The organism is Paracoccus sp. AK26, from assembly GCF_011801365.1.
GTDB classification, from domain to species: domain Bacteria; phylum Pseudomonadota; class Alphaproteobacteria; order Rhodobacterales; family Rhodobacteraceae; genus Paracoccus; species Paracoccus aerius.
The window spans coordinates 1-26343 of sequence record NZ_CP041043.1 but is presented as its reverse complement, the minus strand read 5'-3'; the positions used below and the strand labels follow the sequence as shown (position 1 = coordinate 26343).

The following is a 26343-nucleotide window of genomic DNA, read 5'->3' as shown; positions in this document are numbered from 1 at the left end:
ACGCCACCATGATCGCCCCTGACCACCTGCGAGAGATCATCCGCACCGGCCTGCTGTCCTTCCCGGTGACGCCCTTTGACGATGGGGACCGCTTCAACCCCAAGCCCTTCGCGGCCCATCTGGAATGGCTGTCCTCCTATCCGGTCGCCGGGCTGATCGTCGCCGGCGGCACGGGCGAGCTGTTCTCGCTGACCCCTGGCGAAGTGATCGAGGTCGTCAGGACCGCGCGGCAGGTCTCGGGCGGCCAGCCGGTCATCGCGGGCTGCGGATACGGCACCCGCATCGCCTGCGACATGGCGCGAGAAATCGAGGCCGCAGGCGGCGACGGGATCCTGCTCTTGCCGCACTATCTGACCGAGGCGCCCGCCGACGGCATCGCCAACCGCATCCGCGCGGTCTGCCAGGCCACCAACATGGGCGTGATCGTCTATAACCGGGGCCAGGCGCGGGTCAGCGCGGAACAGCTGGCGCAACTGGCCGACGAATGCCCGAACCTGATCGGCTTCAAGGACGGCACCGGCGACATCGACACGGTGCGCCGCGTCACCGTGATGCTGGGCGACCGGCTGTCCTACATTGGCGGGATGCCCACGCACGAACTGTTCGCCCAGGCCTTTAAGGGTGCGGGGATGCCCACCTATTCGTCCGCCGTGTTCAACTTTGTCCCGGAAACCGCGCTCAAGTTCCACGCGGCCTTCACCGCAGGCGACGACGCCACCTGCGAACGGATGCTGCGCGACTTCTATTATCCCTTCGCGAAGATCCGCGACCGCAAGGCAGGCTACGCGGTCTCGGCCGTCAAGGCGGGCGTGCGCCTGCGCGGTTTCGACGCCGGCCATGTCCGCGCGCCCCTGACCGATCTGACCGAGGAAGAGATGGGCATGATGCAGGCCCTGATCGACAGCGTCCAATGACGCTGCGAGCCGCACTGACCGGAATCTCGGGAATCCTGGTCACGCCCTTCGATGCCGAGGACCGGATTGCCCCCGCGCGGCTGGTCCCGATCATCGACCGCGCGCTTGCCTTGGGGCTGCACATCCCCGTCGTGAACGGCAACACGGGCGAGTTCTACAGCCTGACCGTGGACGAGGCCGAGACGATGTGCGCCGAGGTCTGCGGGATGGTGGCGGGCCGCGCGCCGGTGCTGGCCGGGGTGGGACGGTCTGTCAAGGACGCCTGCCGCCTGGCCGCCGCGGCTGCCGGGGCAGGGGCGGCGGGGCTGATGGTCCACCAGCCGCCCGATCCCTTCGCCGCACCGCGCGGGGTGGTCGACTATGTCCGCCGCGTGGCGGATGCGGGCGGCGGTTTGCCCTTGATGCTGTATCTGCGGAACGACGCCATCGGCACGGCGGCCATCGCGGATCTCTGCGCCATTCCCGGCGTGATCGGCGTCAAGTGGGCCACGCCGAACCCGCTGAAGCTGGCCGAGGCCATCGGCGCCTGCGATCCCGGCATCATCTGGGTCGGCGGCCTGGCCGAGGTCTGGGCGCCCGCGCTTTATGCGGTCGGCGCGCGGGGCTTCACCTCGGGGCTGATCAACATCTGGCCGGAACGGTCCTTGGCAATCCATGCCGCGCTGGAGGCGGGCGACTATGCCAGGGCGCGCGACCTGATCGCCGGAATGGCGGCCTTCGAGGAGGTTCGCGCGCAGGAGTTGAACGGCACCAACGTCACCGGCGTCAAGGCCGCGCTGCAAGCCATGAGCCAGGACTGCGGACCTACGCGACCGCCTGCCGCCTGGCCGCTGACCGATGTCCAGCAGCGCAAGATGGCAGGCTTTCTTAAGCAAAACGGACTTCTGCACTGACCACCGTCCCGGCGGGAGGCCGGGCGGCAATCAAGGCCCGGCAGCGCCGGACAAAAGGGGAGGAAAACAGATGAAGATCAAGGCAGCATTGTTCCTGTCGGGCGCCGTCCTGGCCGCCGGCATGGCCCATGCCCAGGACGCCAGCCGCGACGTGACGGTGGTCCTTTCGGAAACCGTCAGCGTGGTCGAGCCGTGCATGGCCGCGCGCCAGGACGTGGGGCGCGTCATCTCGGAAAACGTCAACGAGATGCTGATCGAGTTCGACTATGTGAATGGCGGGCTGAAGCCGCGCCTGGCGACCGAATGGAGCCAGGTCGATGACGACACCTGGGAATTCAAGCTGCGCCCTGGCGTCAAATGGCACGACGGCAGCCCCTTCACGGCCAAGGACGTGCAGTTCAGCATCGAGCGGAACAAGAACGCGGATCTGTCGTGCGAAACCGGCGGCAAGTATTTCGGCGGCATGGAGTTCAGCTTCGAATCCCCTGACGACAACACCATCCGCATCACCACCAACCCGCCGCAGCCAATCCTGCCGCTGCTGATGTCTGTGATGCCGGTCCAGTCCGCCGCAACCACGCCCGCCGCCGAATTCAACCGAAAGCCGAATGGCACCGGGCCCTATGTCTTCAGCGACTGGCAGAACGGGCAATCGATCACGCTGACCCGCAATCCCGATTACTGGGGCGACCAGCCGCAGGTCGAAAAGGCCACCTATCTGTTCCGGTCCGACAGCGCCGTCGCCGCCGCCATGGTGGAAACGGGTGAGGCCGACATCGTGCCCTCGATCGCGCTTCAGGACGCCAACAACCCGGAAACGGATTTCAGCTATCCCAATTCGGAAACCACCTCGCTGCGGATCGACACGCGCACGGAACCCACGGACGACCGCCGCATCCGCGAGGCGCTGAACCTGGCCGTGGACCGGGAAGCGATGATTGGCACGCTGTTCCCGGCGGACGCCCAGATCGCCACGCATCTGGTGGTGCCCACGACCATCGGCCACAATCCCGACATTCCGGCCTGGCCCTATGACCCGGACCGCGCGCGCGAACTGGTCGAGGAAGCCCGCGCGGACGGCGTCAATGTGGATGCGCCCATCCGCATCATCGGCCGCAACGGGATGTATCCCAACGGGACCGAGACGATGGAGGCGATGATGGCGATGTTCCAGGACGTGGGGCTGAACGTCGCGCTGGACAGCTATGACGTGTCGGTCTGGAACAACTATTTCGTGTCGCCCTTCGTGGCCGATGCGGGGGCCACCCTGACGCAGTCGCAGCACGACAACGCCACCGGCGATCCGGTCTTCACAGCGCATGTGAAATACGCCTCTGACGGCGCGCATTCCATGGTCCGCGACCCCGAGGTGGACCGCCTGATCGCCGCCGCCAGCGCCGCCACGGGCGAGGAACGCACCAAGCTGTGGCAAGACCTGTTCACCAAAGTGAACACCGAGATCATCGCCGATGTGCCGATGTTCCACATGGTGGGCTTCACCCGCGTCTCGCCGCGTCTCGACTTCAAGCCGACCATTGCCACGAACTCGGAACTGCAATTGCAGCAGATCCGGTTCAAGTAACCTCAACGGGGCCGGGGCGACCCCGGCCCGCCGCTTGCCAGGGACATGCCCATGCCGCGATACCACCGCGATGACCTGCTGCGCTATGCCGAAGGCCTGCTGACCCGCGCCGGAATGGAGGCCGACAAGGCCGCCGTCACCGCCGCCGTGCTGGTCGAGGGCGACATGATCGGCCACGAAACCCACGGCTTGCAACTGATGCACTGGTATCTGGAATGCCTCGCCGATGGCAGCCTGAACGGCAAGGGCAGCTATGAGGTCGTCGCCGACAAGGGTGCGGGCTTTGTCTGGGACGGGCGTCTGCTGCCGGGCGCCTGGCTGCTGACCAAAGCGCTGGATCAGGCGATGGAGCGGGTGCGCGAGCACGGCATCGTCGGTGCCGCGATCCGCAATTGCCATCACACCTGCGCGCTGTCGGCCTATATGCGGCAGGCGACAGACCAAGGGTTGATCGTGCAACTGTCCGCCTCGAACCCGGCGGCGCGGCGGGTGGCGCCTTATGGCGGGACGCAGCCGATTTTGACGCCCAATCCGCTGGCCATGGGCTTTCCGACTTCGGGAGATCCGATCCTGGTGGACGTGTCTTCGTCGATCACCACGACCACCATGACCCAGCTTCTGGCCAAGAAGGGCGAGAGATACCCCGAGCCTTGGGGCCTGACCGCCGAGGGCCAGCCGACCGACGATCCGAAGGAGATCACCGAGCGCGGCGGAACCATGATGCCTCTGGGCGGCGCGCTGAAGGGGCACAAGGGTTACGGTCTTGCACTGATGGTCGATCTGCTGGGACAGGGGCTGTCGGGCAAGGGGCGCGCGAACACCGATGCCCCCGGACCGCTTGCGCAAAGCGCCTTCCTGCAAGTCATAGACCCGGATTTCTTTGCCGGTCTGGATGCCTTTACCGAACAATCCGATTGGCTGGCTAATGCCTGCCGCACGAATCCGCCAGCGCCCTGGAACAAGGGTGCGGTGCGGGTGCCGGGGGACAGCGCGTCGGCCAAGCGGCGCGACGCAATGCAGAATGGCGTGCCGGTGGCTCAAAACGACTGGGATCGCATGGCCAAACATGCCGAAAAGCTAGGGATGACCCCACCTGCCGCCCTGCAAGGCAGGTTGACACACTAATATATCAGTTTTATACCGCAGTTTGTCTGACGTCAGCGCCCATGGAACTGATTAGGCCGATTGCGTGACGGAGGGTTCTTGGCTCATCGTAGCCCTTATGGAGCAAAGATGAGCAAGAAGCCCATGACAACGAAAGCCGAGGCGGAGAAGGCAGTCAAAGATATCCGCCGGGCGACGCGCAAGGTCCATAATGCGGAAGAAAAGATCCGCATTGTACTGGCCGGCCTGCGGGGCGAGGACAGCATTGCCGAGCTGTGCCGCCGCGAGGGGATCGCCCAGAGCCTGTATTACAGCTGGTCGAAGGAGTTCCTCGAGGCTGGCAAGAAGCGCCTCGCCGGTGACACGGCGCGCCAGGCGACCAGCATGGAGGTCAAGGACCTGCGCGCCGAAGCACTGGCGCTCAAGGAGGTTGTAGCCGACCTGACCCTCGAGAACCGCCTGCTCAAAAAAAACACGACCGGGGCTGGGGGCGAGCACGAATGAGATACCCTGCCTCCGAGAAGCTCGAGATCATCCGCATCGTCGAGCAATCCCACCTGCCGGTTCGCAGGACTTTGGCACAGATCGGGGTGCCGCCCACGACCTTTTACCGGTGGTATGATCGATATGTCGAACACGGCCCGGAAGGCTTGGAAGACCGCCCCTCACGGCCGTCCCGGGTCTGGAACCGCATCCCCGATGCTGTGCGTGATCGGATCGTGGAACTGGCACTCAGCGAGCCCGATCTTTCGCCGCGGGAGTTGGCCGTTCGCTTCACGGATACAGAAAAGTATTTCGTGTCAGAAGCGTCCGTGTATCGGCTGCTGAAGTCCTATGACCTCATCACCAGCCCGGCCTATGTGGTGATCAAGGCCGGGGACGAGTTCAGGGACAAGACCTCTCGGCCAAACCAGATGTGGCAGACCGACTTCACCTATCTCAAGGTGACAGGCTGGGGATGGTTCTACCTGTCCACCGTGTTGGATGACTTTTCCCGCTACATTGTTGGCTGGAAGCTGTGCACCACCATGAACGCGGACGATGTCAGCGCGACACTTGATATCGCCCTTGCCGCCTCGGGATGTGACAGCGTCACCGTGCTGCACAAGCCCCGGCTGCTGAGCGACAACGGCCCATGTTACATCGCCGGTGACCTTGCCGAATACCTCGAAGAACATGGTATGGCCCATGTCCGCGGCGCCCCCAATCATCCCCAGACACAGGGCAAGATCGAGCGCTGGCACCAGACCCTCAAGAACCGCATTCTGCTGGAAAACTACTATCTGCAGGGCGAGCTTGAGGCGGCCATCGCGGCCTTTGTCGAGCATTACAACAACCACCGCTATCACGAGAGCCTCGGCAACCTCACGCCCGCTGATGTCTACTTCGGACGCGGCCCGGCCATCCTCGCAGAAAGAGAGAAGATCAAGAAACTGACCATCCAGAACCGGCGCTTGATCCATCAGCGCCAGGCAGCATAACCTCAACCCATAGAGCCAGAGCCCTCCAAACCAAACTCAGGCCGCCTGTTCCAAATCATTCGACGACGGACAGGGGCCGCCTCGTCCATCTTGCGACGGGTGACAGGCCACCGGTTCTCCGGGCAGGCTTCTGAGCATGATCTGTTCAAGACTCCTGCCTTGGAACTGTGCGTCGGTCTTGACGTCTCCATTGGCACCACCAGCGTATGCGTCATGGACGGAGAGGGGAAGGTTCTGAAAGAAGGAAAGGTCGCAAGCGATCCTTCCGCTATTGACGCAATGCTGGCCGTGTTCACCGGCCATCCGAAGCGGGTCGGGCTGGAGGCCGGGCCGTTGTCGCAGTGGCTTTACAGCAGCCTTGCAGCGGCAGGCTATCCCGTGATCTGTATGGAGACGCGGCAAATGAAAGCGGCACTGTCTGCGCAGATCAACAAGACCGACCGCAACGATGCAGGTGGCATCGCACAGATGATGCGTGTTGGCCTCTACAAGCCGGTGCATGTGAAAATCGTGCGCGGCCAAGAGATCAGAATGCTGCTCACCGCGCGCAAGTTTTTGCAGATGAAGATCACTGATACTGAGAACCACCTGCGCGGGCTGCTCCGCAACTTCGGGCTGAAGGTGGGCGCCGTGAACCGCACAGAATTCGAGGAAAGGATAAAGATCTGTTGCGGCAGTCGCCATACCTGGCCCTCACGATCACCCCGCCTTTGGATGTGCGACATGTGTTGCACGAGCAGTATCAACTGCTGCACAGGGCGATGAAGAAGCTTGCAGCCGATGATGGCATGTGCCGGCTTCTAATGACCGCACCCGGTGTCGGGCCTGTGGTGGCGCTGACTTTCCGGGCCGGGGTCGATGAGCCCGCCCGCTTCGCGCGATCACGCGCGGTTTCGGCCCACTTCGGTCTGACACCTATGCGCCACCAATCCGGCGAACTGGATCAAAGCCGCGGCATCTCCAAGTGCAGGGATACAGGGGTCCGATGGGCATTAGTCAAGGCCGCGGGCGTCATCTTGCGGCACCGAACCCTGCGCTCGCACCTGAGAGCCTGGGGTTCGGCGGTTGCCAAGCGCAGGCGTCCGGTGCGGGCCATGGTTGCCGTAGCACGACGCCTCGGAACGATTTTGCACCGGATGTGGGTCGATCACACGGAGTATCACTTGGAAGCGCCTGCCGCTTGATCCGACACACGGTATCCGCGCGGTCCGCGCGGTAGGAGGTCCCGTGCATGGGCGGGTGGGCAGGCAATTCCCAGCAGGGCATGAACGTCGATCCGGGCAAACGCACCCCGTTCGGCAGTCCGCAGAAAGGATTGGAATGCCTCTCCTTCCGACCCCATCATGAAGCGGCTCGGTGCCGACTTCGAAGAGAAGCAGGACACCTGCCGGGATGGATAATTGACAGTTGTGCTATGGCGAGAAGCCAGACCAGTCTGTAAACAGGCTGATAGGCAGTTTGAGCCCAAAGCTGCCTTTCAACCACCCTTGATCCCCTAAGGGGGTCGGCGTATCTGAGGCAGTGTCCAATAGGAGATTGATGCACAGAGGCTTCGATTGAACCGCGTGTAGCGGCATCGTCCGGCACATGGAGTGCCGGCCCTTTTTGCATGATTCCTATGGAGTTCTCATGGAGAACCAAGACGTAGTGATCCGGCCGTCTGACGCGGCGAGGGACACCGAAAAACTGTCAGCCATCTGGCTTGAAGCATCCCTGAAAGCGCATCCGTTCATCGGCGAATTCAGGCTTTTGGAGCAGCGCCAACGGATCGAAGAAGAATATCTTCCAAAAGCAGAAACGTGGGTTGCCTGTCATTCGGGCGAGGCTATCGGCTTCATCAGCCTGCTGGGTAGCTTTGTCGGCGGGATATTCATTGCCCCAACGCACCAAGGCCGAGGTATCGGCCGCACACTGATCGCGCATGCTCTTGAACTGAAGGGCGAGCTTTTGCTGGAGGTCTACACCGAAAATGAACAGGCTGTCCGCTTCTATGCGTCGCTTGGCTTTAAGGAGTTGTCACGGCGCGACATGGATGATTTCGGCTGTCCCTACCCGAACGCAGCTCTGCATTTGAAAGGTTGAGCTGAGGACCGGGCGAGACCTGTCTCGCTCGGTCACACACGGCGATCCAGTTACCGGAACGAGCGGCTGCTTGGTCCGGCATAGCTGCCAAGACTTCGTAGGTGCAAGTTGGTGCTTGACACCATGGCCCTCAAAAGAGAAGGCCCTGCGTGATGCAGGACCAGTGCTATCCTCACCACAAGGATATTGGGGTGCAGCCTCGTTCAGCGGTGTGAGCGGCGGCTGGGAAATACTCGTTTCAGGTATCACCCACAGCGGCACAACCCCAGCGGCAGGGATGTTCGTTCCATCAGATCAGGGCCATCTTGTCAGCCTGGATGCTGGCCTTTACGGTTTTCGCATGGCCCGCACCGCTGCAGTGATCACAGACCGCCTTCACCTGCCCGTCGATGCACCGCCTCGCAGCCCATCCCGCTGGTTCTGGGGCACGATTGTTGTGCTGACCGTCGTGACCCTGACACTACAATGGGTCGGCATGAAACAAGTGAAGCGCACACTTGATGATTTTCAGAGACTGCCAGGCGCCAGCGCGGAAAATTTCGAGGTCGTGCTGGACAAGGCCGCAACGCAGGCCGCTGACGCCGTCGCAGATCAGATCGGTGTTCAAGTCGATGCTGCCATTGCGCCTGTCTATGATCGCATCCCGGACTATGTGGGATTTCACTACAGCGTTGCCGGTGAATATCTTGAGCTTGCGACTCTTGCCGTGGGCTCGCTTGAAGACGCTATGAACGAGCGGCTGTTCGAAGGTCTTCCCGAGCGGCTTGACAAGGTTGCCCTCGAGATCGACGCGGCTCTTGCCGACGAATACGAACGGCAGGTCCGCGAACAGGTCAATGCAGCAAGTTCCCAAGTTAATTGGGGGAAGGCCGCGGATGTCCTTACACAGGCATGAGGAAGCTCATGATGGTGACCGCGCCGGCGACGGCAGTCACTGCAACTGTCGGCGCTTCAGGCAGCAAGCTGATCGCCAAGACCGTCGCTAAAAAGGCCAGCTCCCAGCTGGCGGCTAAGGTAGCGGCAAAGGGTGCCGTCAAAAGCGGATCGGTCCTGACTGGCGCGGGTGCCGGCGCCACGGTTTGTTCTTTCGCAGGTCCCGCAGCCGTTGCTTGCGGCGCTGGAGGCGCTCTTGTTGCTTGGATCGCCGTTGATGCTGCAGTGATCAACATCGATGAACTGCTGAACCGGGACGAGTTCGACGCCGATCTGCGAGCCATGGTGGATACAGAAAGACAGCGGGTCAAGGACACGCTGCGCCAGACTTCGGCGCAACGTGCAGGGGAACTGCAACGTGTTGCACCGCAGCAGGCCCGCGATATGACGCTGGATCAGCTTTCCCGGCCAGAGCGACAGGACGTCTGCAGCCGCGCGCAGCAGCTGATGTCCGAATATGCCCTGATCCAGACTCAACTTGCAGCCCGTGAGCCGACAAGCCTCGCCGCATTCGCTGCAGATTTGGATGCAACCGAAGGTGATCAGACGCTGGCTCCGATGGTTCAGGCGATGCGTTCCGCCATCGCCGGTCAGGGTAGCCGGCTTCAGGTTGAGAATGTGTCCCTGAAGGGCAATTTCCGCCATGATGATCGTGTTGATCGGGACGTATCGGCCCAGCTGCAACTGCAGGACACCGCCGTCGCTTTGCACGGCAGGGCGAGTGTAGATTATGGCTTTTATCTTCAGACCATGCCTGGCCTGACGCTTGACCTGACGCGCGACATCGTCGCGCGTGTTGCGGTGGAACAGCATCTCCGTATCCGCTCAAACCGTTTTTTTGGAGGCGAGGTGCAGATCAGGGAGCTGCTCTCCGATCTCGGCCACGCCCAAGGCCTGAGGGCAACCTGGACGGCGCCAGTGCAGATCGTGCGGGATCCTGATGCCGATGGCTTGGCAGATACGGGCGTATCGCCCGGACCTGCGGCGCCGATAACCCTGACATTGCGCCTAGCGGGTGTGCCTCTCCCCGATGTTCTGCCGTTGACGTCCTGCACAGTGCCCGAAACTGTCACACTGACACAGGAGGCTGCCCGTTGACGCACGCGCAAACATCGCGTATATACAAATGTAAACAACGGGGTCTGCCATGATGCACAGCAAGGTCCGCAAGGTGGGCAATTCCGCCGTAATGACGCTGACGACCGAGATGCTTGCCCTGCTGGACGTGAAAGAGGGCGACAGCCTGTTCGTGCTGCGCGGAGATGATGGCTCACTTCGCATCACTGCGCATGATCCCGAAGTCATGGCCGCGCTCGAGGCTGCCGAGATCGTCATGGACGAGAACCGTGATCTGCTTGCAGCCTTGGCGTGACAGGCCCGGTCTGGGTTCCGCTTGCCGCTGTCATCGCCATTCACGATCGCCAGATCGCCCGCCACGGTGGCGCTCCCGGCATGCGCGACCGCAGCCTGCTCGAGGGGGGCTGCGCCCGCCCGCTGAACCAGGCGGCCTATGGCACGCCTACGCTGCCCGAGCTTGCTGCGGCCTATGCCTACGGCATCGCCAAGGCGCACGCCTTTGTCGATGGGAACAAGCGGACTGCCTTTGTCACCGCGCTGACATTCCTGCGCCTCAACGGAGTAGGCTTCCGCCCCGATCCCGTGCAGGGCGTCCGCATGATGGAGGATCTCGCCTCGGGCGATGTGACCGAGGCTGCCTTTGCGGCGTGGCTGGAGGCGGGGATGGAGAGGCTTTGAAGAGTGGTCAGGCCGACAGGAACAGCAGGGGAATTCCGTCCTCGTGGACTTGGCGCAGGTGGTCGAAACTGGTCGTCTCCTCGGGCCGCAGCGTCTCGGCTACCGCTAATTGGCCTATCCGCGCCATGACGCCGCCGCAGATTCTTCGCTCAGGTGCCATCTGTTGATTTCCACCCAGAACTGAGCCGGCATTTCCATCGAGAAGTGAGCCACCTCTGACTATGGATTTCCGGTCATTCAGTGGTCAAGGCGTGATCGTTCTCCTTCTTTTGGCGCGCTGCGGCGGCTGAACTGGCTTTGAAGCGGAAGCTGTCGTTTCCGGTCTCCAGGATGTGGCAGCGGTGGGTGAGCCGGTCGAGCAATGCGGTGGTCATCTTGGCATCGCCGAAGACTGTGGCCCATTCGCTGAAGCTGAGGTTGGTGGTGATGACGACGCTAGTGCGTTCGTAAAGCTTGCTCAGCAGATGGAAGAGCAGCGCCCCTCCCGAGGCGCTGAAGGGCAGGTATCCCAGCTCATCGAGGATCACGAGATCGAGGCGGGTCAGGCTTTCGGCAATCTGCCCGGCCTTGCCCTTGGCCTTCTCCTGTTCGAGGGCATTGACCAGTTCAATGGTGGAGAAGAAGCGGACCTTGCGGCGGTGATGCTCGATGGCCTGGACGCCGAGGGCGGTTGCGATGTGGGTCTTCCCCGTGCCCGGGCCGCCGATCAGGACGATGTTCTGGGCCCCGTCCATGAACTCGCAGCGGTGGAGTTGCCGGACTGTGGCTTCGTTGATCTCGCTGGCTGAGAAGTCGAAGCCCGAGAGGTCCTTGTAGGCGGGGAAGCGTGCGGCCTTCATGTGATAGGCGATGGAGCGGACCTCGCGCTCGGCCAGTTCGGCTTTCAGCAGTTGAGACAGGATCGGCACGGCTGCGTCAAAGGCCGGCGCCCCTTGCTCGATCAGGTCCGTCACGGCCTGCGCCATGCCATGCATCTTCAGGCTGCGAAGCATGATGACGATGGCGCCGCTGGCGGGATCATGACGCATGACGGCCTCCTGCAGCTTGGGTGCGCAGGCCGTCGTAGCGTTCGACATTGGCCTTTGGCTCACGGCGCAGGGCCAGGGCCAGCGGGGTATCGAGGGGCGGCCCGCCAATGACCTTGCCATCGACCAGCCGGTGCAACAGGTTCAGCACATGGGTCTTGGTCGCCACGCCCTCGGCCAGGGCCAACTCCACAGCCGTCAGCACGGCCTGTTCGTCGTGCTGAAGAACCAGGGCAAGGATGTCGACCATCTCGCGATCACCGCCGGGTTTGCGCAGCATCTGCTCCTGCAACTGCCGGAAGGCAGGCGGGAACTCGGCAAAGGGCGCGCCATTGCGCAACGCCCCGGGCTTGCGCTGAAGAACAGCCAGGTAATGCCGCCAGTCATAGATCGTCCGCGGTGGCAGCTTGTGGCTGCGCTGGATGATGCGGCAATGTTCGCACAGGATGTTGCCCTCGGCCGCCACGACCAGCCGGTCCGGATAGATCCGCAGGCTGACAGGCCGGTTCGCGAATGACGCCGGCACGCTGTAGCGATTGCGCTCGAAGCTGATCAGGCAGGTGGGCGAGACGCGTTTGCTCAACTCGATGAAGCCGTCAAAGGCGGGCGGCAACGGCATCAGCGCGGTCCGCTCCTCAGCCCAGACATCGGCGATCGTGCCCGGCAGCGTGCCGTGCGGGGTCTCTTGCCACACCTTCAGGCAGCGCTGTTCCAGCCAGGCGTTCATCATGGCAAGGTCGGGAAAGTCCGGCATCTCCTGCAGGATCTGGTGGCGGGAGTCCTGAACGTTCTTCTCGACCTGACCCTTCTCCCAGCCTGCGGCCGGATTGCAGAACTCCGGCTCGAAGACATAGTGATTGGCCATGGCCAGAAAGCGGAGGTTGACCTGCCGCTCCTTGCCCCGACCAACCCGGTCCACTGCCGTCTTCATGTTATCGTAGATGCCGCGCTCGGGCACACCACCAAAGACGCGGAACGCGTGCCAGTGGGCATCGAACAGCATCTCGTGGGTCTGGAGCGGGTAGGCGCGCAACAGGAAGGCCCGGCTGTGGGACAGCTTGATATGCGCCATCTGAAGCTTGGTGCGCTCGTCGGCCAGATGCCCGTAGTCTTCGCTCCAGTCGAACTGGAAGGCTTCGCCCGGGCGAAAGGACAGCGGAACAAAGGTGCCGCGTCCCGTGGTCTGCTGTTCGCGCTGGCGATCTGTCCGCCAGTTCCGCGCAAACGCCGCAACCCGGCCGTAGGAGCCGGTAAAGCCCAGCTTGACCAGATCGGCATGCATCTGCTTCAGCGTCCGCCGCTGCTTGCGCGACTTGCCGGCCTCCGTCTTCAACCAGCCGGCCAGCTTCTCGGCGAAAGGATCAAGCTTGCTCGGGCGATCCGGCGTGGCGAACTTCGGCTCGATCGTGTCTGCCGCCAGGTGCTTCGTAATCGTGTTGCGCGACAAACCGGTGCGCCGCGCGATCTCGCGGACCGACAGCTTCTGCCGCAAGTGCATGCGTCGAATGATGTTCAAAAGTCCCATGTGGATCACTCCCGTTACCCCCGCCGCTCATCGCTTTGGGGAAAGGTTCACATGGCTCAATTCTCAGTGGAAATTACCCGCCTATCCGGCTCAGTTCTGGGTGGAAATCAACAGCCGACGCAACGATACCCGACTGGCGGAACAACGAGGGCGGAGCAGAGGCCAGAGAACCTGCCGTCGTCTTGCGGCCAATGACGCTGGGCCGCGAGGTTGTGGAGGACTACGGCCATACTGGCCTCAGCTTGCGCCGGCATCCGGTCTCGTTCCTCCGGGAGACGCTGAAGGAGCGGAAGGTCATCACCTGCGCTGAGGCCATGGGGAGCCGGGATCGCCGCTGGTGCGCCACCGCAGGCCTGGTGTTGGTCCGCCAGCGGCCCGGCTCAGCCAAGGGGGTGATGTTCATCACCTTGGAGGACGAGACCGGTGTCGCCAACCTTGTGGTCTGGGCAAAGGTCTTCGAGGCGCACCGGAGGATCGTGCTTGGGTCAGGGATGATCGGGGTGCAGGGACGCGTCCAGCGAGAAGGCGAGGTGGTCCACTTTGTGGTGCACCGGATTGAGGACCTGTCGCGGGAACTCGCCAGCGTCGGCCGGCGCGATGGCCCGGCCTTCCCGCTCATCCAGGGACGGGGCGATGAGGGGCCGTACGCGCTGCAAGGAGACACCCCGCCTCAGGCTCCCCAACCGCGCGACATCTTCATTCCAGACCTGCATCTCGATGCGATCCGGGTGAAGGGGCGAAACTTCCACTGAGCATGAGCCAAGTAGCGCGGTCAGCGATGCGCCAGATAGTCCGCTGATACATAACCCGATACAGTTGGCTTCTCGGCGAGCGCGACCTTGCACCAGACCTTGCCATTATTGGTCAGACAGTTCCGGCGGATCAGGCGTGTTCCATCGGGCAGCCCGATGATGATGTTGTGGTCCAAGCCGGGGCCTTCTCGGAGCTTCAAGAGATCATGGGGCCCGGCTCCCTTAACCACCGCACCGGAGCCGACCGCGCATGCGGTGGTGACGGCAAGAGCGAAAAGAGCAGCAAAATGAGTTCGCATCATCCAACCTTGATCGTTTTTCCACCACTACGACGCCAGAATGCCAGATTACAGCGGGCATCTTCTGGATGCGAAGATCCTCGCTCGCTCCGGTCAAAGTATCCCCGTCCAATATAGACAGGCTCAGGAAGATGACCTTTTCGGTCGACGCAGGGCTGTTGGAGAAGAGCCTGCACCTGTCTGTGGCATAGGTCTGGAATAGATGGTGTTCCGGTTCCGAGGCTGCTCGGCGAACTGAATACCGTAGCATGTTGGGAATAACGCGCTGTTGAAGGTTATGGCCGCCTGTGGAGCCACCAAAACAGCGCAGCAGGCGGCCATAATCGGGCTCCAGGTCTCTATGGTGGTTTTGCGAACCACACCACAGAGGAGACCGGCTATGGCCAAGGTAGAGTAATCCATTATATGCGGTAGAGCATGGCAACCATAAGTTGGCTCGCGGCAATGAGTGCGTGATCCTGCATTTCTGGCTGACAATAGCGATCTGAGCGATGCTTTTCAAATTAAAGAGATGTGGTTCTCAGGCGGCCCCATGAGCACCAATGGCTGTCAAGCCCGCGATGTGATGCTCGGGCTGATGAGGACATGCCGGAAGCTCGGCATCTCATTCTCCCTGGTCGATCCGCTTGCCGTCCTTGTCGTGGATGCGGCTATAGTCCGCGTCCATGAAGGCGTAGCTGCCGCACTAGAGTTCATTGTGCACGCCCGAGTCGCTCTCGAATTAATAACTGCCGAGCGCCGCCCGAGACCAGTTCCGGCTCCATCCCACAAGCTTTTAGCCGCTCGACCGCGTCCTGACCGGGACGATGGCCGCGTACAGCTTGGCCTTGCGGTCGGCGTAGCTGTCCATGTGCTGCATCGCGCCCTGACGGAGACAAACGAATACCGCTACTTGTTCTTGTTAGATGATTTTTAGCACAACCCTAGAGGGAAATTCGGTGCTAGGTCGTACAGCAAATTTCCCTTTTCGAAGCCTCGACAATCTATCTGGATCTTTTGTCATCCCATATCAAATATCGATACTATTAAAAAATATTGTTTATTACTAGGCAAATACGCTAAGCACCTGTTGCACTCGACCTTTCATGGATAGTAAAGGTATGGTTTTTCAAAGATACTATGTGCTATGTTGTATGAAGTATGATCTCTTAGTTGATGCAGGATCCCTGAAGTAAAATTGTAAAATGGATCGGGCCAAGCGCTACTTGGTAAAAGTTATTGGCGCGTTCGACATTATCGACCGTGAGGGTCGATCAGTTCGTCCGTCAGGCCGTAAGGATTGTGCCTTATTGGCAATTCTTGCGCTAACACACAATCACCGACAAACCCGCACCTGGTTGCAAGAAAAGTTGTGGGGAGATCGTGGCCCAGCTCAGGCAGCGGCAAGCCTGCGACAATCTATCGCCACCTTGCGCTCTGTTCTCAAAAACGACGTGGATGTAATTTATGCGGACCGAACCTGGGTCTGGCTGGACCCAGCGTATCTTGACTTCGATTATATCAGATCGGGCGCAACAGGGGAAATTCTACGTGGCTTTGATCTGCGCGAGGAGGGGTTCAATGAATGGCTCCGCGAATGTCGTGCAGTTTTCTCTGCAAGGGAAACGCGTTGGGGTTCGATTGAGGCGACGCAACCTGATCGATTCTGGTATATCGACCTGCCGATCTGCCCTACGGGCGAAAACCGGATATCTGAGATCTGCGACTTCATTTACGACAGCTTGATCGAATCTCTTTCAGTTATAGGGCTTCATGCCGTCATAAACCGGCGATCGGATACAACAACCCCTTTACCCCGTGCAACAGACCTTATTGTTCAGATTCGCGCGCTGGACATGGGCAAAGGTTGTATAGTTTCATCATCTGTGACGGACGGCTTCGGCTCTTTAAAATGGCAGTTGCGGCGCGAAATCAATGCAGGTCGCTGGTCCGATGTCCGCGCCGTGCAGATTGAAATGGCGCAGTTGTTGCAAGATTTTGCCATTCGTACTGAGGGCCGTAGCCTCCGTAACTCTCGGTGGAGCGCCTATGCAAATGGATGCCAAGCGCTGATGGGAGTTCTAGTGCCCGGGTCGATGCCGTTACATGACATCATGCGGTGCAGCGAGGCAGCGATTGTCGCCGATGAGAAGGGGATTTACCATGCGCTACTTGGTTTTTCACGTCTTCTTCTTTATGGCGAACGAGAATTCCACACCTGCCCCGACGCTGACGAGGTGATGCACAGTTTCCGTGCCGCGCTTCAACTGGCGCCGGAGAATGGCCTAGTCCAAGCGCTTGCCGGACATGCATTCGGGTTCCTCAAGCGAGATCTGGATCGAAATTTAATGATGACCCAAGAAGCCGTGCGACTGCTGCCTGGCAGCGGTGCATGCTGGATCTTTCGCGCCATCTCACTGGTTTATGCCAACCGTCATGCTGAGGCCGTGCGTGCAGCAGATAAGGCCGTTCTTCTTTGCCGCGGCACTCTCGCCCTACCAATGGCACGCAGCAGCGAATTGTTCGCCCGTCTGATGGCCGGAGATACGGCTGGCGCCATACGCGCTGGAGAGATGTCGTTGGACACGATAGTATTCCGACCAACAATTGTCGATCTGATGACCGCCTATGCCCGTGAAGGCCGGATCGAAGAAGGTAGGGCAAAGCTGGAACTGTTGACCGCCCGCGAACCGGATCTTTCGGTCGAGATGCTGCGATCGCCAAACTATCCGATTGTCAATCCGGTTCATCGAGTCGCTGTTGTCGAAGCCGCTGCCCGGCTTGGCCTGGGCTAAACAGGAGAGACTGCTGATGGAACTTGCTCCGTTTGGCGTTCTTAACGAAGGCTACAGGAATTTGCTGAAGGACGGCCCTGGCGAAGCGGGAGTTTTTCAACCGATGAAAAAATGGCCTAAAGGAAAGGACGCTTATCACGAATTGATGGAAAAATGGCTGGAGGATGTGAAGAAGAACATTTGGCCGGAATGGAAAAACGGCAAATGGCTTGGTGCCGCTAAGGCGCAGAAAGAAGAATCGACAAAAAAGGAAATGGAGCTGGCAGCGAGGCTCTATTTCGGCACAGACGGAGGGCGGGACATCATGGATGAAGATCCAGACATCCCAAAGGCTCCGGACGGGTGCCTGCGGTCACACAAATGGCATTACGAGATCGAAGATGCCTTTATCTATGATCTTGTCTATTCGTTCATCACCCTGCCTAATCCTACCTACAACTATCGGGCCAGCCGGAATGTCGGCTCGAACTTCATCGTCTACAATGCTGATTTCGAAGTGTCCCGTTTTGAAAAAATGTTCTGGGACCGCATCGGAGAGGTTGTGCCCGCCACATGGGACATCAAGCAGCAGTTCCAGCGTCCGCGTCCTTGGACAGCTGCCACACTGCTAGACGTCCGGGGCTTTCGCTGGCTGGTCGCCGGGGGCGAATACGCGACTCACACCGGCATCCATCCATCACTTCTCAGCGGGCATTGTATCCAAGGAATCCTAGGCGGCTGCCAAGTTTTTTCGGCGCTATTGGAAAATCATGAATCGTTGACGCGTGACTGCATTCGCGCGATCCAGAAATACATGGTCGATTGGGGGGACCGACGCGTCTTCGCGGGGGTCCACTACATGACCGATAACATCGCCTCGTGGACCTTGGCGCGGCGGCTAATGCCGCATCTTTTTTCGAAAGAGGTCGGACAGCTTGCGGTTCAGGCGATCACGGAGAACAGCCGGGTCTTTGCGGACATTGTCAGGTATTTCGATAAGGACGACCCTGCGCTTGTCATGCTGCTGACCGATTTTCCCGAGGCACGACCCGCCGCTTGAAAAAGGCGATCATACGCAAGACTTCGGCTCGCGTTGGCTGCGGCCTGCTCATGAAATGAATGGGAAAGATCAATTGATGCAATTTTAACCGTATTTCGACGGTGTTTTGACGCTGTGCTGACGGTGGCGGCACAAGATTGGTCCCGGCGACACAAAGGGGCTGACCATGATCCCACAATCTTTCCGCATTGCGATGCTGAATACGCTTCGCATCGGGCCTTACGATACCCCGTATCGGACAAATGCGCCTCTCAGAGAATGGCTTATCGCGGCCCGGAGCGGCCCGACGGGAGAGCATCTGATCATCTCGGATACCGCAACGTCGGTGGACTCAGAGGATATCCGAGCACCGGACGACCTGTCCGAACAAAATTCGATCGTGGCGATCCTGGCCGAACTGCACGATAGCGCGCCACAGTTTCTGATGTTGCGCCATCTGCCGGATGGGGTGTCAGTTCCCGGCCGGTTCTTTCCAGCTGACGGAGTGGCGGTTCTGTCGTTGGACGGCGCCGCATTAGGGCTGAACGCCTTTGGCCGCCACGCTCACAGCCGCGGCACGGTGGATGGCCGCATCGTTCTGCACGACATTCCGCATCCTGCCCCCGATGCCGAGGGCGCGATTAACTGGCACTTCGCCGCCCTGGAACACCCTTGGTCGGCCGCAATGAAATAATCGAACACCCGGCTATGCAGACTCGCAGGTCTAAGGCCGCGTCAATGATCAACAAGATTGGAGAACTGCCATGCTTGTCCTTCCCAAGGTAAATGAAAAGCCGGGTCTCAACGCCTATCCCGTGCTTTACTGGAATCATGTCGGGCTCGAGATGAACCGCATCACTCATTCGCTGGGTGGCCCGCAGGGCGGCCCGACGATGAGTTCGCGCGCCCTTGGCCTGCTGCATCTCGCCATGCACGATGCGTTTTTCGCCACGCTTGGGCATACCGAGACAAGCGATCCGCCGACCTGGCTGCCCAATGCACAGCGCCCACCGGTTCCTGCAGGGGTCGCTGCCACCCTTGATTCCGCGAACGCCGCACTGACGGCGGCGGCGATGACGATCCTTGACGCGCTTTACGGAAGGACCGGCCCGGGCGTGTCCCGACTGGCGCGCGAAACGCTGGAACAGATGCGGACACGGATGGTCGCCGACTATCCGCACCACATCGACACCCTATCGCCCGCGCATCGTTACGGTATCCGCATCGCCAACCTGCTCCACGACCGCCTTGCGGTGGCCGAGGGCGAGCCAGGGGCTGATGGCCTGCGCTATGAGCCGCGTTTGGGCCGCTATTACTTCCGCGACGAGCCGCAGCATCCTGTTCGGTTGGAAGACATCGACCCCGACGATCCATCAAAAGGGCAACGGGCAGTCCGCATCTATCACGGGCCTTATTACGGAACAACCGTGCGCGACTTCGCCGTGACCGACCCTGATGGCCACCGCGTGGCGAAGTGGCCCGAGGGCACGCCGGAATACGATGCGGCCCTAGAGGAGGTGCGTCGCAGCGGCGGCGCTGCGCATCTGGGCTCGACTGATCGAACGCCCGATCAGACGGTGGCTGCGATCTACTGGGCTTATGACGGCGCCAACCTGATTGGTACGCCGCCCAGACTCTACAACCAGATCCTGCGCACCATCGTTTGGGACAAACTCGGCCTACAGGAGGCCGGACCGGATGATCAGAAAACAACAGAACAACTGGTGCGCCTGTTTGCCTTGGCCAATGTCGCCATGGCCGATGCTGGCAAATACGCCTGGAAGGAAAAATATCGTTTTGAACTGTGGCGCCCGCTGTCCGGCATCCGCGAACACGACCCGAGCGCGGAGCAGGACGATGAGAAATCCGGCACAGCGAAGCTTGTGGCCGGGGCCGACCCGTTCTGGCTTGCTCTCGGCGCGCCCGACACCAACTCAAACCGCATCAGTTTCAAACCGCCCTTTCCGGCCTATCCCTCAGGCCACGCGACTTTCGGGGCCGCCTGCTTCCAGATTGCACGACTTTACCTTGCTTCGATCGACAAGGCCACAGTTTCCGACCCCAATGGCCCTGACAACATCGCCTTCAGCTTCGTATCCGAGGAACTCAACGGCGTTTCGCGCGACCTGCACCAGCCCCACGATCCGAACCGCCCGATCGAGGATCAGCCGGGCCTTGTACGCACCTATGTCAAGCGCAGCTTCAACTCGCTGTGGCGGGCGATGTGGGAAAACGCCTTTAGCCGCATTTGGCTGGGCGTTCACTGGCGTTTCGACGCCTTCGACTTTGCCGACGCCGACGATGGCACTGGCGCCTACAAGGACGCCGACGCCATGACCTATTCGAACGTCTGGACCACGAAACGTGCCCCGGACGCGCCCGACAGCGACCTACCCACCGGCGGCATCCCCCTGGGGCTGGGGATCGCTAACGACATCTGGGACAACAAGATGCGCGCGCCCACCAACACAGTTCAGGGAACCCGCCTGTTCCAAGCCGTGCAGTCGAAGATCAGCAAAACCACTCTCCGTCCTTAAGACGTGAGTAACCTGCCACGCCGCATCCGAACAGCGGCCGCAGCTTGGGGCTGCGGTTCGCCACCACGAAAGGGTAGACAATGATTGTTGCACAGGGACGCCTCACTCCGGGCCCGGGCCACACGCTTCGGGGCAGCTTCACCATTCGCCAGACTGGCGAAGGGCTGCTGATGGAAACCAGCGACGATTTCTTCTTCGACGGATCGCCCACGCCGGGGTTCGCCCTGAACACGGGCATTCCCACCGATGCCGCCGATCTGGCGCTGCAAAGCCGGATGGAGGGCACCCGGTTTCTTGATCTGCCGGGCGGCGTGGTCACCGTGCAAGGGCGTCAGGCCGGAACGATCCCGCCCGACCTCGATCTCGACGCCTTCGACACCCTGGTGCTGTGGTGCTTCGCGGTCCCGTTCATTCTCGGCTTTGGGCCAATTGATCGCGTCCAGACCCCGTAAAAGGAGCGAACTGTGCCGATCCTGCACGACGACCAGACCTATGCCCGCCTAACCGAGATCGCCACCCGCATCGTTGCCGTCGTGACTCGGATCCTCCATGCCTCGCCACTGGTAGATTTCGACCTCAAAGCTTTGAGCAACAGGCAGTGCAACTTGCTGTCTGAGCTGTGTTTCTTGTCCATAACCCAATTCGAGGACAGGCGGACATTCAATGTAGCCAGGCGTGCCTTCCATCCGCGCCCGGCATTTCAGACCAGCGATTCTGGCGCCTTGCCAAGCCTGATGATCGGCAACGCACAGATCCACGGCATGGTCGATGATCCGGTTCTCAACGCCGGGATTGGGCGCGCCAAAGCCTGATCCTCAACCGACAGGAGATGTTGTCATGCTGTTTACAGCGACGATCGAAACCGTACTTGGCCTCGTGCTGATCTACTTGGTGCTTGGTCTGGTCTGCACCAGTATCAACGAAGCAATTGCCGGTTTATTGCGCTTGCGCGCGCGGGTACTGTTCATGGAAATCAACCGGATCATCGACGACAAGGTGGTTCGGGAAGCATTCTGGAACACCGGGCTGATCCGGTCGATGGGTCGATCCGGCGACAGCAGAGGCGACGCCCCTCGCCAAGCGCCTAGCTATCTTGAACGCGATGATTTCGCGACCGCTTTAATTCAGGCGCTACGAAAGGCGGGTGCAGGCAACGATGCGGCCGTTCCTCAAGGGGTAGTGCTGGCGTCGCTTGCGACGAAGATCGACAGGAACTCGATCCTATTTTCCGTGATCAAAGAGATTGGGCTTGAAGACGGTGCCCCTGTTGCTTTGGTACATGAGGCGCTAGGGTCGTGGTTCGATCAGGTCATGGATCGAGCCTCAGGCGTCTACAAGCGCTATGTTTCTTTCATCTCTTTGGTTGTAGCGGTTCTGATAGTAGTGCCGATCAATGCCGACACATTGCTGATTGCAAAGACGCTTTGGTATGATGACGCCTTGCGCGCGCACTTCGTCGAAACAAGTCAGCGGGTTGCAGACGCAACAGACGAACAAGCACAGGAAATCCTAAATTCCAGCTTAGTTTCTAACGTCATAACGAGCGTACTTCCGCCGCCGTTGGGATGGCCCGAAGCAAAATGCGAGGAAGATGATTGCTCTGCATTTCGCCGGTTTGGGACAAGTTTCCTGGGACTCCTTCTAACCAGCTTCGCTGTTACACTTGGCGCACCTTTTTGGTTTGATGTGCTGGCGCGCTTTGTCGCCCTTCGCAACAGCGGCCCGCCGCCCTCGCCTACCGCGCCAGGACGTGACCATTAGAATGACATCGCTCAACGAACTACAGATGAAGAACTCGAGTTCGTCCAGTTCATTTTGGTTCTACGATCGAACCAGGGAGTCTGCCTCAATTACCTTTGCTCGTAACTGGAGCAGAAGTCCGAGCATGATCGTTGCGATTGCGGCGGATGTCTGATCCAAGATGGCATGAGGCCGCTCTCGGATAATGAACCCGAACGCTTAGTGCAGATAGCCATCAGGCGCGCGGTCATATTCAGGTTGATGAAGACCTGCCCAAGCTCGGCATCTCCTTCTTGGCCTATCTGGGTGCTCGCCTTGCCTGAACGGATCAGCAGGACGTATCCCGCTCCTCCACGAGCTTGTCGCCGTTCGACCAGCTTGAACCAAACTGCCCGGAAATCTGCCCCGGTTACCCCATTCCCCTGCCCTTCTCACAGGCAAGGATGCAAATGTGCTTTTCGTTATACCCGCCATTTTGGCTTTCGATGCGGTTTACTTTAGCGGCTTCGAAAGCAGCGCTACCAGCTAGGAAAAGAACTCTTGACCTGAAGCAGGTAACGTGCGGGAGGATTCAGAGGCTGGGAGGCCTGCAAACAGCATCAGCGCGAGGAAACGCTATACCCTTTGCCTGCCCCGACCTGGAAAAGAGTTGAGCTGAATTGGTCTACAAACGACCGTTTCGTCCAGATTTGTGAAAATGTATGCGTGGATAAGAGAGATCGCGGTCACCTGATCCGCTGCGGGAAGCAGCCGCCTATATCCACTTACTCAACCGGCCACCGGAACCCTGCTCATGCCGGCGTTGGCCACTGCCTGACGGTCGAAGGTATAGGTCTGGGTGCAGCCGGCGTTTCGGGCGGAAAGGGCGATCAGGTGGTCTGAAAAACCCGCTCCGCCTTCGCGGTATCGGTTGATGGCGGCGCCGACCCGGTCAGGGGCTTCGACAACGACCTCTCGGGCGGCAAGAAGGCCGTCGATGGCGCTGGCGATTTCGGCGCGAGGCAGGCGGTAGGCGCGTTCCAGCACCCAGACCAGTTCAACAAGAACCTCGCGGCACAGCCAGGCGGGGTTGTCTTCGGTCAGTTCGGCGAAGACGGCAGTGGCCTGTGCGGCCTGGACGGGGTCGTCCTGCACCAGGAAGCGGACGACCACGTTCGTATCAAGCGCGATCATTCCCCCGCAGCACCCTGGGCCACGGCTTGTTCCATGTCGTGCAGCGTGACGGGTTGCTGACCCTCGCGCCGCAGGATGCCCGCAAGGCTAGCCACAGGGACCATCCGCATCAGCCGCACCTGCCCGTCGTCCAAAATGACATAGCGCAACCGGTCGCCGGGCCGCAGCTCAAGCGCATGTCGCACCGCCTTCGGCAACGTGGTCTGGCCCTTGGTGGTAAGGCTGGATTCTGACATGGCTGGACTACCTTCCTGTGTTGTTCCTTACAGATAGCAAAAACGCATTGCTTTCTCAAGTTGGCGATGATGCGGCCCTGATGGACGCTGGGGCGCATTACCGGCCCCTGCCCGTTCCGTCACCCGATCTGGTCCAGCATGGCGGCAACCGCCGCCTCCAGCTTGCGCCGGTCCACGGCCGAGAAATCGCGCGACAGACGAACCTCGAGCCGGCCATTGGCGGCGGTGCATTTCGCGTTGCCTTGCGGCCGGGGGATCTGGAAGGTGGTCTTGGCGCGACCCGTCGGGGGGCGGGGCGGAGGGGCTTGCCGGCGGGGCGTTCCTCGGGTTCGTCACCCCCCTGCCCTGCGAAGCGCCGCAGCAGGTCAAGCTCGTCCTTGACCGAACGGGTGTCCCAGTCCTTCAACTCGGCTGCGATGGCGGCGGCCAGTCCTTCGACCTCGGTCAGGCGCTGCGCGAGCGAGAGGCCCAGGGCCCGCGGGATTTCCTGGGGATACATCAGCACCTCGCCCAGGGCCTGGACCAGGGGGATGAAGTTGCGGATATAGCTGCGCTTCTGATAGCCGGCCGACTTGAACAGGATCGCCACCGCCCGGTCGGGATCCTGTTCGGCGGTGTGCGGATCCATCGCGTAATGCAGGGCAAGCTGCGCCATTTCGGCGAATGAGATGTCCTTGCGGACCATGTTCTCATCGACCATGCGACGGTAAAGCTGCTCCAAGGCGTCGCCCCGCGCGGCGATCCCTGCGGGGATCCGGCCCCAACTGTCTGCATCGCCGGTTTCCTTCAGCAGCTGGCGATAGGCGGAGAGGCGACGCCAGCCCTGGATCAGCTCGTATCGCCCGTCCCTGCCCGGCTCGACCCGGATCGGGTTCGACAGGCCGATGTCGCGGATCGAGGCCACCAGTTCGGCCAGTTCGAAATCCGCCGCCGGCGCCCGGTCGCGGATCAGCTTGTGGGTGTCGATGGCGTCCAGCGGGATCAGGTCCACGATCAGCCCTGCCCGCTTCAGCCGGACATGTTCCTGCGCAAGCGCGTCGTTTTCGGCACGGATGCGGGCTTCCAGTTGGGCGCGGTCGCGGGTGGATTCGGCCGTCTCGGCGATGGCCGTGGCCATTGGCCCCCGTCGCTGCGCCTTGTCGCCATCCTTCCCCGCCGGGAAGGTTTCGGGTTCCTCGGCGGGAACCTCGATATCGAACATCCGGCGCTTGCGGCTCATGCCTTGTCCTCCAGCTTGTCCCAGGCAGCCAGCACATGGGACCGAAACTCCTCGTAGGCCTGATCGAATGTCGCGCGGGCCCGGCGCCAGGTGCCGCGGGTCATCTCGCGATAGTCGATTTCATAGACCGAGCTGAGAAAGCGGCCGGACTGCTCGACCGCGCGGGTCAGTTCGATCGGGTGCTGGGCCATGCGGTCGCCGAAGACCTGGCGGAAGGCGCCCAGCATGGCCTGGTGCAGTTCGTTCGCGGGTTCGAACCGCGTCATCAGGAAGCGGATATCGGCAAAGGCCTTGGGCAGGGCGATCTTCCCCGTGGGGAAGTTCTCGAACCCGTGGGACAGATCCTCGAGCGCCTCGGCTAGCTGGCCGATGAAGCTGGTGGTCGAGTCGTATTCCCAGTAGCCGGGCCCCGAGGGGATATAAAGCATGTCGGCCGCGAAGACCGCATTCATCGACTGATAGCCGATGGCCGGGGGGCAGTCGAACAGGATCAGGTCACACGCCTCGTCCGGAAGGGAATCGAGAAAGCGCGACACGGCGCCGAAGAAGGTCCATTCCGGGTTCAGGTGCCGGTACTGGGCACTGGCGAATTCAACAAAGGCCGCATTGGCGCAGCTTGGCACGATGTCGATCGTGGGCCAGGCCGTCGGCTTGATGAAGTCGCCCGGCCGCAGCGAGCCCAGGCCCATGTCGCGGATCGAGGCGGGCAGCTTTCGCTGGGGCAGGGCAGTTCCCGATTCCGCCCCGGCCGCGGCGGCGTTCATCCGGTCGGTTTCCCGTTCCAGGTCGCGGGCCATGATGCCCCAGACGGTGTGATCCTCGCCCACGTCGGTCAGGCCCATGGAATGGGACAGCGTCGCCTGCGGGTCGAAATCGACCAGCAACACGCGATAGCCGTCAAGGGCGGCGGCATGGGCGAAATGCAGCGCGACGGTGGACTTGCCCGCGCCGCCCTTGAAATTGGCGATGGCCGCGCGGAAGGCGCGGCGGTCGGCGGGACGGGGCGGCATAAGCGACTTCTTGTTCACCCGCACCCGGCGGCGCAGTTCGTTGATCTCCTCGAGCGAGAACCACCGCTGGCGGCCGTCCTCCTCGACTTCCCCGAGGGGAAGGTTCGGGTCGGCGGCCAGCTTGCCCCGGAAGGTGGACTGGTTCATCCGGAAGATCAGTTCCGAAACCTCCCAGCTTGAAAAGCGGCGCAGGGTCTTTTCGTTGTCCGGGCTGAAGGTCTGCCGCCGGATCCAGCCCTGCATCTTCAGGGACTGGGACTGCAGGCGGGCGAGGTCTTGGTGGGTATACAT

At 61.1% G+C, this 26343-nt stretch carries 25 protein-coding genes and 2 pseudogenes; 19 read left to right on the top strand and 8 right to left on the bottom strand.

Annotated features, from left to right (window positions below):
- Positions 1-8: 8 nt before the first annotated feature.
- The 11 genes and pseudogenes from FIU66_RS14440 (at position 9) to FIU66_RS14390 (ending at position 10744) form a co-directional block, all read left to right on the top strand.
- Positions 9-914 (top strand): 5-dehydro-4-deoxyglucarate dehydratase, encoded by a 906-nt coding sequence (locus FIU66_RS14440; protein ID WP_167623699.1) that lies wholly within the window; start codon positions 9-11, stop codon positions 912-914.
- Positions 911-1807, top strand: coding sequence for a dihydrodipicolinate synthase family protein (locus FIU66_RS14435; RefSeq protein WP_167623618.1), 897 nt, complete (start codon positions 911-913; stop codon positions 1805-1807). The genes FIU66_RS14440 and FIU66_RS14435 overlap by 4 nt, the downstream gene beginning before the upstream one ends.
- 70 nt (positions 1808-1877) lie before the next feature.
- Positions 1878-3389, top strand: coding sequence for an ABC transporter substrate-binding protein (locus FIU66_RS14430; protein WP_167623617.1), 1512 nt, complete (start codon positions 1878-1880; stop codon positions 3387-3389).
- Between the two features lie 45 nt (positions 3390-3434).
- Complete coding sequence (locus FIU66_RS14425) at positions 3435-4514, top strand: Ldh family oxidoreductase (RefSeq protein ID WP_167623616.1); 1080 nt, start codon at positions 3435-3437, stop codon at positions 4512-4514.
- Between the two features lie 108 nt (positions 4515-4622).
- Positions 4623-5974, top strand: a protein-coding gene (locus FIU66_RS14420; RefSeq protein WP_167623615.1) for an IS3 family transposase whose coding sequence is annotated in 2 segments (ribosomal slippage) — positions 4623-4959 and positions 4959-5974 — 1353 coding nt in all. Because the reading frame shifts where the segments join, the coding sequence is not laid out codon by codon here.
- A gap of 213 nt (positions 5975-6187) precedes the next feature.
- Positions 6188-7158 (top strand): annotated as a pseudogene (locus FIU66_RS14415) (IS110 family transposase).
- 445 nt (positions 7159-7603) lie between these two features.
- Positions 7604-8056, top strand: coding sequence for a GNAT family N-acetyltransferase (locus FIU66_RS14410; RefSeq protein WP_167623614.1), 453 nt, complete (start codon positions 7604-7606; stop codon positions 8054-8056).
- 340 nt (positions 8057-8396) lie between these two features.
- Complete coding sequence (locus FIU66_RS14405; RefSeq protein WP_167623613.1) at positions 8397-8951, top strand: hypothetical protein; 555 nt, start codon at positions 8397-8399, stop codon at positions 8949-8951.
- Positions 8948-10087 carry a hypothetical protein gene (locus FIU66_RS14400; RefSeq protein ID WP_167623612.1) on the top strand — a complete coding sequence of 380 codons (1140 nt, stop codon included), beginning with the start codon at positions 8948-8950 and terminating at the stop codon, positions 10085-10087. Before FIU66_RS14405 ends, FIU66_RS14400 begins: the two co-directional genes overlap by 4 nt.
- 49 nt (positions 10088-10136) lie before the next feature.
- Positions 10137-10361, top strand: coding sequence for a transcriptional regulator/antitoxin MazE (locus FIU66_RS14395; protein ID WP_089389169.1), 225 nt, complete (start codon positions 10137-10139; stop codon positions 10359-10361).
- On the top strand, positions 10358-10744 hold the full coding sequence (locus FIU66_RS14390; RefSeq protein ID WP_167623611.1) for a type II toxin-antitoxin system death-on-curing family toxin: 387 nt from the start codon (positions 10358-10360) through the stop codon (positions 10742-10744). Before FIU66_RS14395 ends, FIU66_RS14390 begins: the two co-directional genes overlap by 4 nt.
- A gap of 233 nt (positions 10745-10977) precedes the next feature.
- Here the strand turns inward: FIU66_RS14390 and istB are convergent, their stop codons facing one another.
- Positions 10978-11772, bottom strand: a complete 795-nt coding sequence (istB, locus tag FIU66_RS14385) for an IS21-like element helper ATPase IstB (RefSeq protein ID WP_167622151.1) — start codon at positions 11770-11772, stop codon at positions 10978-10980.
- Entirely contained in the window at positions 11762-13294 is a 1533-nt protein-coding gene (istA, locus tag FIU66_RS14380; RefSeq protein ID WP_167623610.1) for an IS21 family transposase, read from the bottom strand. Before istA ends, istB begins: the two co-directional genes overlap by 11 nt.
- 191 nt (positions 13295-13485) lie before the next feature.
- Here istA and FIU66_RS14375 point away from each other — a divergent pair, with 191 nt between their 5' ends.
- Positions 13486-14046, top strand: a complete 561-nt coding sequence (locus FIU66_RS14375; RefSeq protein WP_167623609.1) for an OB-fold nucleic acid binding domain-containing protein — start codon at positions 13486-13488, stop codon at positions 14044-14046.
- Between the two features lie 20 nt (positions 14047-14066).
- On the opposite strand, the gene FIU66_RS14370 is transcribed toward FIU66_RS14375, so the two are convergent.
- Together FIU66_RS14370 and FIU66_RS18200 are read right to left on the bottom strand one after the other, a co-directional pair.
- Positions 14067-14345: an SH3 domain-containing protein gene (locus FIU66_RS14370; protein WP_201281135.1), complete on the bottom strand. Its 279-nt coding sequence runs from the start codon at positions 14343-14345 to the stop codon at positions 14067-14069.
- A gap of 607 nt (positions 14346-14952) precedes the next feature.
- Positions 14953-15213: pseudogene (locus tag FIU66_RS18200) on the bottom strand (DSD1 family PLP-dependent enzyme); the annotation flags it as partial.
- Between the two features lie 316 nt (positions 15214-15529).
- On the opposite strand from FIU66_RS18200, the gene FIU66_RS14360 reads away from it, so the two are divergent.
- The 7 genes from FIU66_RS14360 (at position 15530) to FIU66_RS14330 (ending at position 22435) form a co-directional block, all read left to right on the top strand.
- Complete coding sequence (locus FIU66_RS14360; protein ID WP_167623607.1) at positions 15530-17119, top strand: hypothetical protein; 1590 nt, start codon at positions 15530-15532, stop codon at positions 17117-17119.
- A 16-nt stretch (positions 17120-17135) separates the two neighbouring features.
- The gene (locus FIU66_RS14355) at positions 17136-18158 is read left to right on the top strand and encodes a hypothetical protein (protein WP_167623606.1); all 1023 of its coding nucleotides are present in this window, start codon (positions 17136-17138) and stop codon (positions 18156-18158) included.
- Between the two features lie 166 nt (positions 18159-18324).
- Positions 18325-18831 carry a hypothetical protein gene (locus FIU66_RS14350; RefSeq protein WP_167623605.1) on the top strand — a complete coding sequence of 169 codons (507 nt, stop codon included), beginning with the start codon at positions 18325-18327 and terminating at the stop codon, positions 18829-18831.
- A 70-nt stretch (positions 18832-18901) separates the two neighbouring features.
- Positions 18902-20674 carry a vanadium-dependent haloperoxidase gene (locus FIU66_RS14345; protein ID WP_167623604.1) on the top strand — a complete coding sequence of 591 codons (1773 nt, stop codon included), beginning with the start codon at positions 18902-18904 and terminating at the stop codon, positions 20672-20674.
- Between the two features lie 80 nt (positions 20675-20754).
- Positions 20755-21126 carry a hypothetical protein gene (locus FIU66_RS14340; protein ID WP_167623603.1) on the top strand — a complete coding sequence of 124 codons (372 nt, stop codon included), beginning with the start codon at positions 20755-20757 and terminating at the stop codon, positions 21124-21126.
- Positions 21127-21138: 12 nt separating this feature from the next.
- On the top strand, positions 21139-21486 hold the full coding sequence (locus FIU66_RS14335) for a hypothetical protein (RefSeq protein WP_167623602.1): 348 nt from the start codon (positions 21139-21141) through the stop codon (positions 21484-21486).
- A 25-nt stretch (positions 21487-21511) separates the two neighbouring features.
- Positions 21512-22435, top strand: a complete 924-nt coding sequence (locus FIU66_RS14330; RefSeq protein WP_167623601.1) for a hypothetical protein — start codon at positions 21512-21514, stop codon at positions 22433-22435.
- A gap of 747 nt (positions 22436-23182) precedes the next feature.
- On the opposite strand, the gene FIU66_RS14325 is transcribed toward FIU66_RS14330, so the two are convergent.
- From FIU66_RS14325 to FIU66_RS14310, 4 genes are all read right to left on the bottom strand, one after another.
- Positions 23183-23587, bottom strand: a complete 405-nt coding sequence (locus FIU66_RS14325) for a PIN domain-containing protein (RefSeq protein ID WP_167623600.1) — start codon at positions 23585-23587, stop codon at positions 23183-23185.
- Positions 23584-23823 carry a type II toxin-antitoxin system PrlF family antitoxin gene (locus FIU66_RS14320; RefSeq protein ID WP_167623599.1) on the bottom strand — a complete coding sequence of 80 codons (240 nt, stop codon included), beginning with the start codon at positions 23821-23823 and terminating at the stop codon, positions 23584-23586. Before FIU66_RS14320 ends, FIU66_RS14325 begins: the two co-directional genes overlap by 4 nt.
- A gap of 97 nt (positions 23824-23920) precedes the next feature.
- Positions 23921-25042, bottom strand: a complete 1122-nt coding sequence (locus FIU66_RS14315) for a ParB/RepB/Spo0J family partition protein (RefSeq protein ID WP_370528967.1) — start codon at positions 25040-25042, stop codon at positions 23921-23923.
- Positions 25039-26343, bottom strand: a complete 1305-nt coding sequence (locus tag FIU66_RS14310) for an AAA family ATPase (RefSeq protein ID WP_167623598.1) — start codon at positions 26341-26343, stop codon at positions 25039-25041. The genes FIU66_RS14315 and FIU66_RS14310 overlap by 4 nt, the downstream gene beginning before the upstream one ends.

Excerpts from the sequence above, each read along its gene's own strand:
- FIU66_RS14440 (WP_167623699.1), top strand. The coding sequence starts at position 9 with ATGATCGCCCCTGACCACCTGCGAGAGATCATCCGCACCGGCCTGCTG.
- FIU66_RS14435 (WP_167623618.1), top strand. The coding sequence starts at position 911 with ATGACGCTGCGAGCCGCACTGACCGGAATCTCGGGAATCCTGGTCACG.
- FIU66_RS14430 (WP_167623617.1), top strand. The coding sequence starts at position 1,878 with ATGAAGATCAAGGCAGCATTGTTCCTGTCGGGCGCCGTCCTGGCCGCC.
- FIU66_RS14425 (WP_167623616.1), top strand. The coding sequence starts at position 3,435 with ATGCCCATGCCGCGATACCACCGCGATGACCTGCTGCGCTATGCCGAA.
- FIU66_RS14410 (WP_167623614.1), top strand. The coding sequence starts at position 7,604 with ATGGAGAACCAAGACGTAGTGATCCGGCCGTCTGACGCGGCGAGGGAC.
- FIU66_RS14405 (WP_167623613.1), top strand. The coding sequence starts at position 8,397 with ATGGCCCGCACCGCTGCAGTGATCACAGACCGCCTTCACCTGCCCGTC.
- FIU66_RS14400 (WP_167623612.1), top strand. The coding sequence starts at position 8,948 with ATGAGGAAGCTCATGATGGTGACCGCGCCGGCGACGGCAGTCACTGCA.
- FIU66_RS14395 (WP_089389169.1), top strand. The coding sequence starts at position 10,137 with ATGATGCACAGCAAGGTCCGCAAGGTGGGCAATTCCGCCGTAATGACG.
- istB (WP_167622151.1), bottom strand. The coding sequence starts at position 11,772 with ATGCGTCATGATCCCGCCAGCGGCGCCATCGTCATCATGCTTCGCAGC.
- istA (WP_167623610.1), bottom strand. The coding sequence starts at position 13,294 with ATGGGACTTTTGAACATCATTCGACGCATGCACTTGCGGCAGAAGCTG.
- FIU66_RS14375 (WP_167623609.1), top strand. The coding sequence starts at position 13,486 with ATGACGCTGGGCCGCGAGGTTGTGGAGGACTACGGCCATACTGGCCTC.
- FIU66_RS14370 (WP_201281135.1), bottom strand. The coding sequence starts at position 14,345 with ATGCGAACTCATTTTGCTGCTCTTTTCGCTCTTGCCGTCACCACCGCA.
- FIU66_RS14360 (WP_167623607.1), top strand. The coding sequence starts at position 15,530 with ATGGATCGGGCCAAGCGCTACTTGGTAAAAGTTATTGGCGCGTTCGAC.
- FIU66_RS14355 (WP_167623606.1), top strand. The coding sequence starts at position 17,136 with ATGGAACTTGCTCCGTTTGGCGTTCTTAACGAAGGCTACAGGAATTTG.
- FIU66_RS14350 (WP_167623605.1), top strand. The coding sequence starts at position 18,325 with ATGATCCCACAATCTTTCCGCATTGCGATGCTGAATACGCTTCGCATC.
- FIU66_RS14345 (WP_167623604.1), top strand. The coding sequence starts at position 18,902 with ATGCTTGTCCTTCCCAAGGTAAATGAAAAGCCGGGTCTCAACGCCTAT.
- FIU66_RS14340 (WP_167623603.1), top strand. The coding sequence starts at position 20,755 with ATGATTGTTGCACAGGGACGCCTCACTCCGGGCCCGGGCCACACGCTT.
- FIU66_RS14330 (WP_167623601.1), top strand. The coding sequence starts at position 21,512 with ATGCTGTTTACAGCGACGATCGAAACCGTACTTGGCCTCGTGCTGATC.
- FIU66_RS14325 (WP_167623600.1), bottom strand. The coding sequence starts at position 23,587 with ATGATCGCGCTTGATACGAACGTGGTCGTCCGCTTCCTGGTGCAGGAC.
- FIU66_RS14320 (WP_167623599.1), bottom strand. The coding sequence starts at position 23,823 with ATGTCAGAATCCAGCCTTACCACCAAGGGCCAGACCACGTTGCCGAAG.
- FIU66_RS14315 (WP_370528967.1), bottom strand. The coding sequence starts at position 25,042 with ATGAGCCGCAAGCGCCGGATGTTCGATATCGAGGTTCCCGCCGAGGAA.
- FIU66_RS14310 (WP_167623598.1), bottom strand. The coding sequence starts at position 26,343 with ATGTATACCCACCAAGACCTCGCCCGCCTGCAGTCCCAGTCCCTGAAG.